At 73.9% G+C, this 13,238-nt stretch carries 13 protein-coding genes; 8 read left to right on the top strand and 5 right to left on the bottom strand.

Going from position 1 to position 13,238, the window contains the following annotated elements; all coding sequences use genetic code 11:
• Positions 1 to 134: 134 nt before the first annotated feature.
• Together AAEP80_RS12380 and AAEP80_RS12375 are read right to left on the bottom strand one after the other, a co-directional pair.
• Positions 135 to 2,168, bottom strand: coding sequence for a carboxypeptidase regulatory-like domain-containing protein (locus AAEP80_RS12380; RefSeq protein ID WP_420364639.1), 2,034 nt, complete (start codon positions 2,166 to 2,168; stop codon positions 135 to 137).
• 104 nt (positions 2,169 to 2,272) lie between these two features.
• The gene (locus tag AAEP80_RS12375; protein WP_420364638.1) at positions 2,273 to 2,737 is read right to left on the bottom strand and encodes an NUDIX domain-containing protein; all 465 of its coding nucleotides are present in this window, start codon (positions 2,735 to 2,737) and stop codon (positions 2,273 to 2,275) included.
• A 22-nt stretch (positions 2,738 to 2,759) separates the two neighbouring features.
• Between AAEP80_RS12375 and AAEP80_RS12370 the strand changes: the two genes are divergently transcribed.
• Together AAEP80_RS12370 and AAEP80_RS12365 are read left to right on the top strand one after the other, a co-directional pair.
• The gene (locus AAEP80_RS12370; protein WP_420364637.1) at positions 2,760 to 3,626 is read left to right on the top strand and encodes an alpha/beta fold hydrolase; all 867 of its coding nucleotides are present in this window, start codon (positions 2,760 to 2,762) and stop codon (positions 3,624 to 3,626) included.
• 61 nt (positions 3,627 to 3,687) lie between these two features.
• Positions 3,688 to 4,548, top strand: coding sequence for a universal stress protein (locus tag AAEP80_RS12365; RefSeq protein ID WP_420364636.1), 861 nt, complete (start codon positions 3,688 to 3,690; stop codon positions 4,546 to 4,548).
• 4 nt (positions 4,549 to 4,552) lie between these two features.
• Here the strand turns inward: AAEP80_RS12365 and AAEP80_RS12360 are convergent, their stop codons facing one another.
• The 3 genes from AAEP80_RS12360 to AAEP80_RS12350 all read right to left on the bottom strand — a co-directional run bounded on the left by AAEP80_RS12360 (position 4,553) and on the right by AAEP80_RS12350 (position 7,049).
• Positions 4,553 to 5,554 carry an SGNH/GDSL hydrolase family protein gene (locus AAEP80_RS12360; RefSeq protein ID WP_413601942.1) on the bottom strand — a complete coding sequence of 334 codons (1,002 nt, stop codon included), beginning with the start codon at positions 5,552 to 5,554 and terminating at the stop codon, positions 4,553 to 4,555.
• Positions 5,555 to 5,664: 110 nt separating this feature from the next.
• Positions 5,665 to 6,021, bottom strand: coding sequence for a PRC-barrel domain-containing protein (locus AAEP80_RS12355; RefSeq protein ID WP_413601943.1), 357 nt, complete (start codon positions 6,019 to 6,021; stop codon positions 5,665 to 5,667).
• A 47-nt stretch (positions 6,022 to 6,068) separates the two neighbouring features.
• The gene (locus AAEP80_RS12350) at positions 6,069 to 7,049 is read right to left on the bottom strand and encodes a glycosyltransferase family 9 protein (protein ID WP_420364635.1); all 981 of its coding nucleotides are present in this window, start codon (positions 7,047 to 7,049) and stop codon (positions 6,069 to 6,071) included.
• Between the two features lie 99 nt (positions 7,050 to 7,148).
• On the opposite strand from AAEP80_RS12350, the gene AAEP80_RS12345 reads away from it, so the two are divergent.
• The 6 genes from AAEP80_RS12345 to AAEP80_RS12320 all read left to right on the top strand — a co-directional run bounded on the left by AAEP80_RS12345 (position 7,149) and on the right by AAEP80_RS12320 (position 13,227).
• Complete coding sequence (locus AAEP80_RS12345; RefSeq protein WP_420364634.1) at positions 7,149 to 7,697, top strand: D-glycero-alpha-D-manno-heptose-1,7-bisphosphate 7-phosphatase; 549 nt, start codon at positions 7,149 to 7,151, stop codon at positions 7,695 to 7,697.
• A 23-nt stretch (positions 7,698 to 7,720) separates the two neighbouring features.
• Positions 7,721 to 8,764: a glycosyltransferase family 9 protein gene (locus AAEP80_RS12340; protein WP_420364633.1), complete on the top strand. Its 1,044-nt coding sequence runs from the start codon at positions 7,721 to 7,723 to the stop codon at positions 8,762 to 8,764.
• A gap of 146 nt (positions 8,765 to 8,910) precedes the next feature.
• The gene (locus AAEP80_RS12335) at positions 8,911 to 9,915 is read left to right on the top strand and encodes a glycosyltransferase (RefSeq protein ID WP_420364632.1); all 1,005 of its coding nucleotides are present in this window, start codon (positions 8,911 to 8,913) and stop codon (positions 9,913 to 9,915) included.
• The gene (locus AAEP80_RS12330; protein WP_420364631.1) at positions 9,912 to 11,204 is read left to right on the top strand and encodes a glycosyltransferase; all 1,293 of its coding nucleotides are present in this window, start codon (positions 9,912 to 9,914) and stop codon (positions 11,202 to 11,204) included. The genes AAEP80_RS12335 and AAEP80_RS12330 overlap by 4 nt, the downstream gene beginning before the upstream one ends.
• Positions 11,201 to 11,824, top strand: coding sequence for a D-sedoheptulose-7-phosphate isomerase (locus tag AAEP80_RS12325; protein WP_402728709.1), 624 nt, complete (start codon positions 11,201 to 11,203; stop codon positions 11,822 to 11,824). The genes AAEP80_RS12330 and AAEP80_RS12325 overlap by 4 nt, the downstream gene beginning before the upstream one ends.
• Positions 11,821 to 13,227, top strand: coding sequence for a PfkB family carbohydrate kinase (locus AAEP80_RS12320; protein ID WP_420364630.1), 1,407 nt, complete (start codon positions 11,821 to 11,823; stop codon positions 13,225 to 13,227). The genes AAEP80_RS12325 and AAEP80_RS12320 overlap by 4 nt, the downstream gene beginning before the upstream one ends.
• Positions 13,228 to 13,238 lie beyond the last annotated feature (11 nt).

The following is a 13,238-nucleotide window of genomic DNA, read 5'->3' as shown; positions in this document are numbered from 1 at the left end:
CAGGTACACCGGCGTGGTGCGGTTCGACCTCGCACAACCAAAAGCGATCCGCGCCACGAGAAGTCGTGGCGCGGATCGCTTTCGGTTGTGCGGAGTGCCGCACCATCGGCGGCGACCGCGAGCCGCACCCGGGGTCAGTCCTGCAGGTGCTCCGCGCGGCGTCGGCTGCGGACCGCTCGGACGGTGAGCAGCCCGGCACCGAGGAGCACGAGCACGCCGGCTGCGATCAGCCCCGGGGTGAGGTCGGCTCCCGTGTAGGCGAGGGCACCGGTGGACGACGAGCCACCCGTCGAGGACACCGGCGTCGTGCCGCCGCCACCACCGGACACCGGCGGAGTCGTCGGGGGAACGGTCGGCGTCGGGGTCACCGCTGCCGGGACGACGAACGCGATCGGATCGCCCGACCCCGTCTCAGGGGTGGTGATCGTCTTCCGCTGACCAGGGTCCTCCCCGGTGCCCACGACGACCTCGTACTCCGAGGTGGGGTTGAGCCCCGGCAGCACGAACGAGCCGTCTCGACCAGTCGTCGTGGTCACCGGCTCCCCCGCGTCCGGGTCGGTCGGCGTCGCCACGACCTGGACACCTGCGACGGGGTCGCCGTTCGTGTCGGTCACGGTGCCCGGCTGCTCGACGACCTGCGGAGCGGCCGGCTCCGGTGTGGTGAAGGCGAAGTCCGCGTTCGTGACGTCCAGCCCGCCGGTCGTGTCCACCGCCAGGGTCGAGGTTCCCTCGGCGCCCTCAGCCGGGAGCGCGGAGCGCACCGTGTAGGCGCCGGGGACGGTCGTGAACTCGTACCCGCCACCTGCACCCGTCGTCGTGGACGCCAGCACGTTGCCGTCGGCGTCGAGCAGGTCGACGACCACCCCCGCAGGAACCGCGATCGTGTCGAGTGTGACGGTGCCGGAGATCGTCGCGACGGCAGCCGGCGGAGCGGCGATGGGGTCCAGCTGTTCCGGCGGCGCGCCGGCTTCCCCGGTCCTGATCGGCACCGGGTCGGCATCACCCACCGACACGGCCAGATCGGTCTCCGGGGGCAGGCCCGAGCCCGTGTAGACGCCCTCGCTGTTGGTCTCCGTGGTCACTAGGGGGGATCCGTCCGCCGGGTCGATGATGACGACCGGGACGTTCGCCGCAGGGGTCGTGCCGTCCTCGCCGGTGACGGTCCCGATGACGGACGCGGTGCCGTCCGGAGCCGTGAACGCGCGATCTGCCCTGCCGTCGGTCCCGACGAGACTCACGGTGCCGCTCTGATCGAACGGTTCGGCGCCGCTCGGGGGCGTGACCTCGACCGTGTACCCGCCGATCTGCGGCAGGTCCGGGAACGAGTAGGAGCCGTCGGTGCCCGTCGTGGTGGTGTAGATCGTCCCCCTGGGAGCCGTCACGGTGACGGTCGCGCCCGGGATCGGCGTGGTGTCGAGTGTGGCGACGCCGTTCAGCGCCGCCGTCCGCGACGCGAACCACGTCTGGTACACGGGGAAGCCGCTGCGCCACTGGTAGCTGACCGTCAGGCTGAGGAGCGGGACCGTCGGGGTGAACCAGGCGGTCGCGCCGGCGGTGTCGTTCGCCGCGGCGTTGCCCGTGAGCGTTCCCGTCGTCTCGTTCCAGGTCGGCTTGTCCTGCCCGGTCGAGCCATCGGGGTCCGGCGTGCAGGACCACCCGCCCGGCGAGGACACCGAGCACGAGTTGTACGAGCCCTGGTACCCGAGCTCCGCCGGCGTGACGGTCCCACCGCCCGCGACGGTGGCGGAGATCGTCGCCTGGTCGGCGTCGATGTCACCCAGGACGAAGGACCAGCTGCCGACCGGGGTGCTCCCGTCGAAGGTGTAGGTCGTCACGGACGGGCTGCCCGCGTTGTTCGCGTTCGGCCGCTGGTTGATGTAGGTGTGCCCCTTGCTCGAGCCGTACAGCTGACCGGGTCCGGTCGCGGCGGACTGCCACGTGGACGCGCCGCTGACGACGGTCGCCTGGGACGCGTTCGACTTGAACGTGGTCTCCGGGAACCCCGGCATCGTCATGGTGCCGTGGTAGTCCTTGCCGGTCCCGCTGACCGTGAAGTCCCCCCAGTGCTGCGCCGGCGTAGCCGACGCGCTCGTAGCACCCCCGAGGGCCAACCCCGTCGCGAGGACGATCCCGGTCAACCCGGCTGCCACCATCCGCCAACGGCGCATGCGTACTCCCCTGTTCGCGCACCGACCGACCTCGATGCCCGCTCAGGCTATCCAGCAACCCCCCGTTCGGGCCAGATCGAGATCCGGTCGTGACGCCGCACCCGTCACTCCCGCACCACGTCCCCGAGCGCCGAGAGCGCCGCGACCTGCCCCGCGACGAGCATGGAGCGAGCGGCCTCGATCGGAACCCAGCGGGCGTCGTCGATCTCGGGCACCTCGACGAAGCGACCCGATCCGCGCGGGAGCTCGAGTCGCACCGTGTTCGAGTGCACCGCGTCCACGGAGAACGACGGGGCGTGCCCGGCGAACACCGTCACACGCTTCCCGGACGCCTGTCGGAACTCGCCGAGGTCGACGAGGTCCGCCGTCGGTGCCCCCACCCCGATCTCCTCCGCGAACTCCCGCAGCGCGGCATCGCGCGGCGACTCGTCGTCGCCGTACCCGCCCTTCGGGATCGACCACGCACGCTCGCGACGACGCCAGAACGGGCCGCCCATGTGCGCGATGAACACCTCGAGCGCCCCGGACGCATCCGTCCGGTACAGCAGCAGTCCCGCACTCCGCACCACGGTGTGAGGCTACGCTCGCGCCATGCAGCGAAGCACCCGTCCAGGAGACGACCTGCGTCCCGTGCGACTCGACGACGACCGGACCGTCCTGGTCGACGACACCGCGGACGGCACCGATGCACGCTCGGACGCACCGACGGTCGTCTGGCACCACGAGACGCCGCACACCGGCGCGCACCTCGAACCTGTCCGCCGCGCGGCATCGGACCGCGGCATCCGGCTGGTCGCCGTCACCCGCCCCGGCTTCGGCGGCGCCGACCCGCTGCCGGGCCGGACGGTCGCCGACGGCGCCCGGGATCTCGCGCAGGTGCTCGACGCGCTCGGCATCGACAGCGTCGCGGTCGTCGGCGGTTCCGGCGGCGGCCCGCACGCCCTCGCCGCAGCCGCGCTGCTCACGGACCGCGTCACCGCCGTCGCGACGTTCGCCGCACCAGCCCCCTTCGTCGACGACGCGGCCTGGTGGGACGGCATGGCGGACGACGGCGGTCTGCGCAGCGCGCGGGCCGGACGGGAGGCTCGGCTCGCCTGGGCGGAGACGGCCGGGTTCGACCCCGCGCAGTTCACCGACGCGGACTGGGCGGCCCTGGACGGAGAGTGGGCCGCGCTGGGTCAGGACGCACAGGCGGCGGGTCCCACGAGCCTCCAGGGCGGTGCCGACGACGACGTGGCGTTCGTGACGGACTGGGGCTTCGCCCTCGCCGACGTGCGGGTGCCGGCGCTCGTGGAACAGGGCGTCGACGACCGGGTCATCCCGCTCGCGCACGGACGGATGCTCGCGGCCGGCCTGCCGGACGCGACCCTGCACGAACGGTCGGGCCTCGGGCACGTGTCCGTCCTCACGGCACTCCCGCAGGCGATGGACTGGTTGCTCCGCGCCGGCCGGGAGTAGTTTCAGCGCCAGGAGCGCCGACCGACGCCCCGCGCTGGCCCCGATGAGGAGGTCGATCGGGATGGACGAGCAGTGGACGAGCGTCACCCTCGCGGCGGATGCGGCACATCCGCACGACGAGGCCGTCAGGTGGATCGCGGCGCGAGCAGGGACCGGGATCCGGCACGTCCGGGTCGTCGGTGTCGATCCGGCACTCGAGGGCCGCGTCGGTCCGGACGGCAAGCGGGTCGCGGAGCACGTCGCGGACGAGACCAGGAGCGCGTTGCCCGGCGTCGACGTCGAGGTCGTCCGGCACGCCGGACCGGCTGCCGCTGCGCTCCTCACCGAGTCGGACACGACGGACTTGCTCTTGATCGGCACGTTCCGGAGCCGGCGCGGGTCCACGGTCGGGGGCGAGGCCGCTCGCGTCGCCGGACGCGCGGCGGTGCCGACCGTCGTCGTGCCGGACGGGCCGCACCCGATCGACGGGGACGTCGTCCTCGCGGTGGAGGATCCGCTCGACGAACGCGCGGTCGCGATCGCCGTCGACGAGGCCCGCCGCACGAACCGTCGGCTGACCCTGCTCCGGGCGTGGGAGATGCCCGTGCTCACCAGGACCGGCCTGACCGACTTCGCCGAGGACCCCGACCGCTGGCGGCTGCAGAACAAGGCGTTGCTCGCGCGGGCGTCGACGGAGATCGCGGGGCGGTACCCGGACGTCCGGCTGCGGTCGCTCCTGGTCGAGGGTCGGCCGGGTCGGGCGATCGCCGCGCACACCAGGCACGCGTCACTGGTCGTGCTCGGGCGGGGGCACGTCCGGGTGCTGTCGGGGTCGGTGCTGCGCGACGTGCTGCACGGGACGGTGTCGCCGGTGTGCGTCGTCCCGCCGTCGGCGCACGAGGCCGCAGCGGTGACCGCCGCGGCGGCCGAGGCGATCGGCTGACCGCTCAGCCGAGCAGGTCGCGGATCGCAGCCTCCGCTCGACGCGCCAGGTACGCGACGCCCGCCGTGTTCGGGTGCAGTGCGCCCGGCTCCAGGTCGATCCGCCGGAGCCCGTTGGTCGAGTCGAGCGTGACGCCGGAGACGTACGGCCGCTTCGTGGCGCAGGCCGAGCGCGCCTGCGTCGACGCGAACACGTCGACGAAGCGGACGCCCGCCGCGGCAGCAGCCGACCTGGCGACGTCGTTCAGTTCCTCTTGGACGCCGTGCAGGTAGCGGACGTCGGTGTTCGTGAACGGGTACGAGTTCGTCGGGAAGGACCCGGTGAGCGTCCCGATGTCGAGCGCCGACCGGAAGCACCCCTTCGCCGGGGTGTGATCGGCGTCGGGGAAGATCGCCGGGTACCCGAGGAACACGATCTCCGCGTTCGGCGCCGCGTTCCTGATCGCCGCGAGGGTGTTCGCGATGCCCAGGGACACCCGGGCCTGGATCTTCGTGCCGAGCTGGTCCACGCCGTCGCGGACCAGGGTGCTCCGGCAGGACGGGGCGTCACGGCCGGAGAAGACCGGGCCCTTCGCCGAGAGCGCCAGGCACGACGCCGCGGTGCCGAAGAGATCGGCGTCGTTCCCGCCGATGGTCAGGGTCACGAGCCGCGTGTCCGACGACAGCGCCTCGATCTGCGGCGGCACACCCCGGAACTGGTGCCCGCCGAGGATGTCCGCGCTGGTGGCGCCGCCGCACGTGACGTCGTGCAGCGCGAGGCCGAACCGGGCGGCGATCCGGTGCGGGTAGTCCTGGGCGGACTGCCCGCACGCGGTCGTCGGCAGCCCGGTCGGGTCACCGAGCCCGTAGCCCGCCGAGTACGAGTCGCCCAGCGCGACGTACTCGCTGCCGACCGGCAGGTTCGCGAGGCGCTCCGGCGGCTCGGCCGACGAACGGTACGGCTGCGGCACGGGCCAGAGCGGCGCCGCCGACGCGGAGGGCGCGGCGATCGATCCGGCTGCGAGCACGACGAACACCGCCAGTGCGGCGACCAGCGTCGAACGGACGGAACGGAGCAGGGCGGGTCCCTCGGGTGTGCGCGGGGTCGGACAGAGGGAACCAGGCTAGCCGGGCGTCCTCAGCGTCGGCCGAGCCGCCGTTCGCCGTTGCTGCCCGTGCGGTGCTCGAGTCCGTAGTGCGAGTACAGCTCCGGCTCGGTCGCCGCGTCGAGCTCGCCGTCGGTGGGGATCGACGGCGCGTCCTTGATGAGCTTCTTCGCGAACGTCACGTGCAGGTGCTTCGGGGTGACGGTCGCACCGGTGAGCGGGACGAAGACGAGCTTCTGGAAGCCGACGATACCGGTCTGCACGGCACCGAACGCGGGTTCCGAGGTCGCGGTGTCGTAGTAGATGCTCTCGAGCGTCCCGACGCGGTCGTCGCCCTCGTCGACGACCGGCAGGCCGATCCAGTCCCGGATGTTGGCCGCTTCGAACACGGTGCTCCCTCCGCGGTCGCCGGTCGCTCCGGCACCGCTCCTCGACGCTACCGGTCGGCAGCTGCGTCCGTCCGGCCCTGGACGCCGAGCCCGTCGACCGCTGCGAGCACGTCGGCCGCGTGCACGGCGAGGATCGCCGGATCGGGTTCCTCGGAGAACACCTCGCCGCGACGGACCGACGCGTCCGTCAGCACGACGTGCGGTCCGGATGCCGGCGGCCCCCAGCTCTCGGGCGGTGCCGGTCCGAAGAGCACGACCGAGGGGATGCCGTACGCCGATGCGAGGTGGGCCGCCCCGGTGTCCACCGTGACGACGACGCGTGCCGCGGCGACCACCGCGGCGAACGCACGGAGGTCGAGGACGCCGGCCAGCACCGCCCCCGGTGGCAGGCCGGCCCCCTCCGCGACCGCGGTGGCGCGCTCGACGTCAGCCGGGCCTCCCGTCAGGACGACGTCGTGTCCGCGCTCGCGCAGTCCGCGCACCACCTCGGCGAAGCGGTCGACCGGCCAGTGCCGGGCGCCGTGAAACGCACCGACGTGCACCACGGCCGCCCCGTCGACGACGGGGGGATCGTCCGGGCGGTCGATCGCGACGTCGTCGGCGTCCGCGTCGACGTCGTACGCGCGGAGGAGTGCGGTCCACCGCTCGCGTTCGTTGACGGTGCCGGTGTCCCACGTCGGTCCGCCGGCGCCGTGGTGGATGACCCGGCGCGCACCGAGCGCGGCGACGAGGTCCTCGGACTCCGGACCGGCGCCGTGGAGGTTGACGGCCACGTCGGTCACGCCGGAGGGCACCCCGATCGGGTGGTCGAACCCCTGCTGCGCGAGGTGCACGTCGACGGACGGGATCAGCTCGACGAGCGGCGCGAGCCACGCCGTCGTCGCGAGGCTGATGCGGTGGTCGGGGAACGCGCGGCGCAGAGCGTGGAGGGCCGGGACGGCGACGAGGAGGTCGCCGAGCTTGATCGCGCGGAGCACGACGAGTTCCGGTCGGCCGTCGGACGGGGGCAGGCGATCGAGAGCGGTCACGATCGGGACGGTAGCCGGACGTGGCCGACGGGCTCCCCAGGACGCGCTCTGCGGCCTTCCTGCCCGCGCACCCGGCACCCGGTGCGTAGAACTCAGGGCATGGCCCTCTCCGCGGACCGCCCCGTCGGCGGGATCCTGTTCGACCGGGACGACACCCTCGTCGTCGACGTGCCCTACAACGCCGACCCGCACCGTGTCGTCCCCGTCCCGGGTGCGCGACTCGCCGTGCAGCGCGCCCGAGCGGCAGGTCTCCCCGTCGGCGTCGTGACGAACCAGTCCGTGATCGCCAGGGGCGGGGCCACGCGCGCCGAGGTCGACGCCACGAACGCCCGCGTCGACGAGCTCGTCGGGCCCTTCGCGGTGTGGTGCGTCTGCCCGCACGGCCCCGACGACGACTGCGCGTGTCGGAAGCCCCGCCCGGGGCTGGTCCTGCAGGCGTCCGAGGTCCTCGGGGTCCCCGCCGAGGAGCTGGTCGTCGTCGGTGACATCGGCGCGGACCTCGGCGCCGCTGCCGCCGCCGGTGCGCAGTCGATCCTCGTCCCGACGCGCTCGACCCGCGCGGAGGAGATCGCCGCGGCACCGACCGTGGCCGTCGACCTCGCGGAGGCGGTGGCGCTCGTGCTCGCGCGGGCGGTGGAGCGCCCGTGACGCGCGCGGGTGGTGGGGCGCCCGTGACCCGCGTGCTCGTGGCGCGGCTCGACTCGTTCGGTGACGTGCTCGTCGCAGGACCCGCCGTCCGTGCCGTCGCCGCCGGGGCGTCGCACGTCACGATGCTCTGCGGGCCCCAGGGTGCACCGGCCGCCGAGCTGCTGCCGGAGATCGACGCCGTCAGGGTCTGGGCGGCACCGTGGGTCACCGAGACCCCCGGTGCCCTCGACGACGACGCACTCTCGTCCTTCCGCCGGCTCGTCGACGAGGCCGACGTCGACGAAGCCGTGGTGCTCACCTCGTTCCACCAGTCGCCGCTCCCCCTCGCCGTCCTGCTCCGACTGGCCGGCGTCGCCAGGATCACCGGCGCGTCGGTCGACCACCCCGGCACCCTGCTCGACGTGCGGCTGCGGCCGGGAGAGGACCTGCCAGAGGACCTCCCCGAGCCGGAGCGCGCCCTGCGGATCGCGGCGGCTGCCGGGTTCCGGCTGCCACCGGAGGACGACGGGAGGCTCGCGGTGCGTCACGACGCCGTCGCACCTCCGGACGTGCTCGGCCTGGGCCGGTACGTCGTCGTCCACCCGGGAGCGAGCGTCCCGGCGCGTTCGTGGCCGGTCGGACACCACCGCGCACTCGTCGCCGCCCTCGCGGCACGCGGGACCCCCGTGGTCGTCACCGGATCGCCGGGCGAGCGCGCACTCACCGCGGAGGTCGCCGCCGGTGGGGCCGGGTACGACTCCCCCGTCCTGGACCTCGGCGGACGGACGAGCCCGGGCGAGCTCGCCGCGGTGCTGGCCGGGGCGGAGGTCGTGGTCGTGGGCAACACCGGGCCGGCGCACCTGGCCGCTGCGGTGGGGGTACCGATCGTCAGCCTGTTCTCGCCGGTGGTGCCAGCGGTGAAGTGGGCGCCGGTCGGGCCGCACGTCGAGGTGCTCGGGGACCAGACGGCGGCGTGCCGGCTGAGCCGTGCCCGGGAGTGTCCGGTGCCGGGGCACCCGTGCCTGACCTCGGTGACGGTCTCGGACGTGCTGGCTGCGCACGACCGGCTGCTCGCTGCGCTGGGCTGACGGGCTGCGCTGCACCGCGCTGACGGGCTGCTCGCTGCGCTCTGTGGATGATCCGGGGGCAGTCTGCGAAGCAGACCATGACCCGCTGCGTAGCGTCCTGCTCCTGCTCCACTCATCGCCCCCCCCGACCGCATCGAAGGGATCGCATGCGCATCCTCCTCTGGCACGTGCACGGCGGCTGGATGGACGCCTTCGTCCGTGGCCGACACGAGTACCTCGTGCCGACGACCGACGCCCGCGACGCCTGGGGGCTCGGGACCGGCGGCCGCGACTGGCCGAACGTGACCGAGATCGACCCCGCTGCGCTCCGCGAGACCGACGTCGACGTCGTGGTCCTGCAGCGGACCGAGGAGGCGGCCGCCGTCGCCGAGCTCCTGCCCGGGCGCGACCTGCCGACGGTCTTCGTCGAACACAACGCCCCGAGGGTGGACGTGCCGAACTCGCTGCACCCGTTCCGGGACCGCGACGACCTGACCATCGCCCACGTCACGCACTGGAACGCACTGATGTGGGACTGCGGCAGCACCAGGACGACCGTCGTCGAGCACGGCGTCGTCGACCCGGGTCCGCTGTGGACCGGCCGACTGGAGCGGTTCGGCGCCGTCATCAACGAGCCCGTCCGACGCGGCCGCGTCGTCGGGACCGACCTGCTCGCGACGTTCGGGGCGGTCGCCCCCGTCGACGTCTGGGGCATGGGCACCGGACAGCTCGCGGACCCGGGTGTCGTCGTCTCCGGGCTCGGTGACGTCCCACCGGAGCCGATGCACGCCGCACTGGCGGAACGACGGGCGTACCTGCACCCGAACCGGTGGACGTCGCTCGGGCTCTCGCTGATCGAGGCGATGCACATGGCCATGCCCGTGCTGGTGCTCGCGACGACCGACGCCGCGCGCACGGTCCCGCCGGAGGCCGGTGCGATCTCGACCGACGTGACGGAGCTGACACGCGTCGCCCGGCTGCTCGTCGACGACCCGGACGAGGCGCGGCGGAGGGGGCTCGTCGCCCGCGAGGCCGCGCTCGCACGCCACTCGCTCACCCGGTACCTGCGGGACTGGGACGAGCTGCTCGACGACACCGTCACCCGCCACCGCCGTACTCGTCCCACACCGGCCGGTCTCGCCGGTCACCCCGTCGGAGGGAACGCTCGATGAGGATCGCCATGGTCTCCGAACACGCCAGCCCGCTCGCGGTGCTCGGCGGTGTCGATGCCGGCGGGCAGAACGTGCACGTCGCCGCCCTGTCAGGTGCGCTCGCCGATCGCGGCCACGAGGTCACGGTCTACACCAGGCGGGACGCCCCGACACTGCCCGTGCGGGTCGTGCTGCGCCCGGGGGTCGAGGTCGTGCACGTCGACGCCGGTCCGCCCGAGCACGTCCCGAAGGACGACCTGTTCCCCTGCATGGCGGCGTTCGCCCAGGTGCTCGCCGCCGAGTGGTTCGTCGACCGGCCGGACGTCGTGCACGGGCACTTCTGGATGTCCGGACACGCCGCGCTCGAGGCCGTCACGCAGGTACAGGCCCGCACGGGCGGCGTCCGGATCCCGATCGTGCAGACGTTCCACGCCCTCGGGGTCGTCAAGCGTCGGCACCAGGGCGCCGCGGACACCAGCCCGGCGGAACGGGACTGGATCGAGCCCTCCGTCGGACGCGGCGTCGACCAGGTCGTCGCGACCTGTTCCGACGAGGCGTTCGAGCTCAAGGCGCTCGGCGTCCCCCTCCGCGCGATCTCGGTCGTGCCGTGCGGGGTCGACGTCGACCGGTTCCGACCGACGGGTGTGGTCGAGGAACGGGGACGGACATCCAGGATCCTGACCGCGTCCCGGCTCGTCCGACGGAAGGGCGTCGGGACGACGATCGCCGCGCTGGCCCGGCTCGTCGCAGACGGGCGGGACGTCGAACTCGTCGTCGTCGGCGGAGCCGGCACGGCCGGTGCCGACCTGCCGGACGACCCCGAGTACCAGCGGCTCGACACGCTCGCACGGCAGCTCGGCGTCCGTGACCACGTGCACTTCCGGGGCCAGCTCGGGCAGGACGAGATGCCGTCCGTGTACCGGAGCGCCGACGTCGTCGTGTGCGCGCCGTGGTACGAGCCGTTCGGCATCGTGCCGCTCGAGGCGATGGCGTGCGGCCGACCGGTCGTCGCGTCGCGCGTCGGGGGTCTCATCGACACGGTCGTCGAGGAGTCCACGGGCATGCACGTCCCGCCCCGGGACGAGGACGCCGTCGCCGCAGCGGTCGCCGAGCTGCTCGACGATCCCGGGAAGGCCGACGCGTACGGCGCAGCCGGCCGTGCACGCGTCGAGAACCGGTACTCGTGGACGCGCGTCGCGGCGGACACCGAGCGCGTCTACGAACGGCTGATCGGTCGCACGATCAGCACTCCCGACCACACCACGCGTTCGGCCAGAGCCGCGCGCGACACCGAGAGGACGGCACGATGACCATCGACCGGCACGGCATCGAGACGACCGAGCGGACGAGCGGCAGTGCCCGTGCGGTGCTCGACCACGTCGCCGCCTCCGTTCCCGTCATCGCATCGCTCGTCGAGCACGGCGACCACATCGCGGCCTGGGCGGACGACGTCGCCGCGCGGCTCGTGTCCGGCCGTCGGCTCCTCGCAGCGGGCAACGGCGGATCGGCAGCGGAGGCGCAGCACCTGACGTCGGAGCTCACGGGCCGGTTCGACGGCGACCGCCCCGCGTACTCGGCGATCTCCCTGCACGCGGAGACCTCGGCGGTCACGGCCATCGGGAACGACTACGGGTTCGACGAGGTCTTCGCCCGTCAGGTCCGTGCACATGCCAGGGCGGGCGACGTCGTCGTGCTGCTGAGCACGAGCGGGAGGAGCCCGAACCTCCTGACCGCCGCAGCAGCCGCCAGGGCCGTCGGTGCCCGGTCGCTCGCCCTGACCGGTCCGCGGCCGAACCCGCTCGCGGACGCCGTCGACGACGCGATCTGCATCGACGGTCCGTCCGCCAACGTCCAGGAGGCGCAGCTGGTGCTCGTGCACGCGCTCTGCACCGCGATGGAACCGGCGCTCCGCCGTGGGGGCCGAGCATGACGGGCAGCGTCCGGGGCGCAGCACCGCTCCGGATCGTGGTCGTCGGGGACACCCTGCTCGACGTCGACGTGTCCGGCACGAGCGACCGCCTGAGCCCCGACGCACCGGTCCCCGTCGTCGACGTCCACACCGACGACCGACGCGCGGGCGGTGCCGGCCTCGTCGCGACGATGCTCGCGCGGGACGGGCACGACGTCACGCTCGTCACCGTCCTCGGCGACGACGCCCATGCCGCGGAGATCACCGCGCTGCTGCCCGACGTCCGCGTCGTCGCCGGTCCGTCCGGCGCCCCGACGCCCGTGAAGACCCGCGTGCGGGTCGGTGACCACGCCCTCGTGCGCATCGACGAGGGGTGCGAGACCCCGTCCGTGCCCGAGGCGACCCGGGCGATGACCGATGCACTGCTGGACGCCGACGCCGTCGTCGTCGCCGACTACGGTCGCGGTGTCCCGGCCTCCCCCGCCGTCCGGGACGCGATCGCGGCCGCCGCGCGGTCGACGCCGGTCGTCTGGGACCCGCACCCCAAGGGAGCGACGCCGGTCGCCGGCATCACCGTGGCCACGCCGAACGCGGCCGAGGCCCGACGGTTCACCGGACTGGGTGGCACCGGCATGCCCTTCGCCACCGACGCTGCCGAGGCGTTGCTCGGTGCGTGGGACGTGCAGGCCGTCGCCGTGACGCTCGGCGACCGCGGCGCACTCGTCGGTCGCCTGAGCGGCGACCGGCTCGACAGCCGGTTCGTCCCGGCGCCGTCCGTCACCGCCGGGGACCCGTGCGGTGCCGGTGACCGGCTCGCCGCAGGGGTGGCCGTCGCGCTGGCGTCCGGTGCGGACGTCGCAGACGCCGTCGCCGCCGGGGTCGCGGACGCGTCCGCCTACCTCGCCGCCGGCGGGGTGACGTCGCTCCTCACCGACGTCGGCCGCCCACCGGTGGACGTCCCGGGAACCGACCGCGACGCCGTGCGGGTCGTGCACCGCACCAGGAGCGCCGGCGGCGTCGTCGTCGCGACCGGCGGCTGCTTCGACCTGCTGCACGCCGGACACGCCAGGACCCTCTCCGCAGCGCGCGCCCTCGGCGACTGCCTCGTGGTCTGCCTGAACTCCGACGACTCGGTCCGACAGCTCAAGGGGCCGGAGCGGCCGATCATGAACCAGGACGACCGCGTCGAGCTCCTGCTCGCACTCGACTGCGTCGACGCCGTTGTCGTGTTCGACGAGACCACCCCGGACGAGGCGCTCCGACGCTTCCGTCCCGACGTCTGGGCCAAGGGCGGGGACTACACCGCCGACGCCCTCCCCGAGTCCGACACGCTCGCCGAGTGGGGCGGACGGGTCGTCACCGTCCCGTTCCACCCCGGACGCTCCACCACCCGTCTCGCCGCGGCGCTCGCGCACGTCGGCTGAGGCCCACCGAA

Origin of the sequence: Curtobacterium sp. L3-7 (assembly GCF_048756585.1) — a bacterium.
GTDB lineage: Bacteria > Actinomycetota > Actinomycetes > Actinomycetales > Microbacteriaceae > Curtobacterium.
This window is presented reverse-complemented; position numbering and strand designations above follow the sequence as displayed.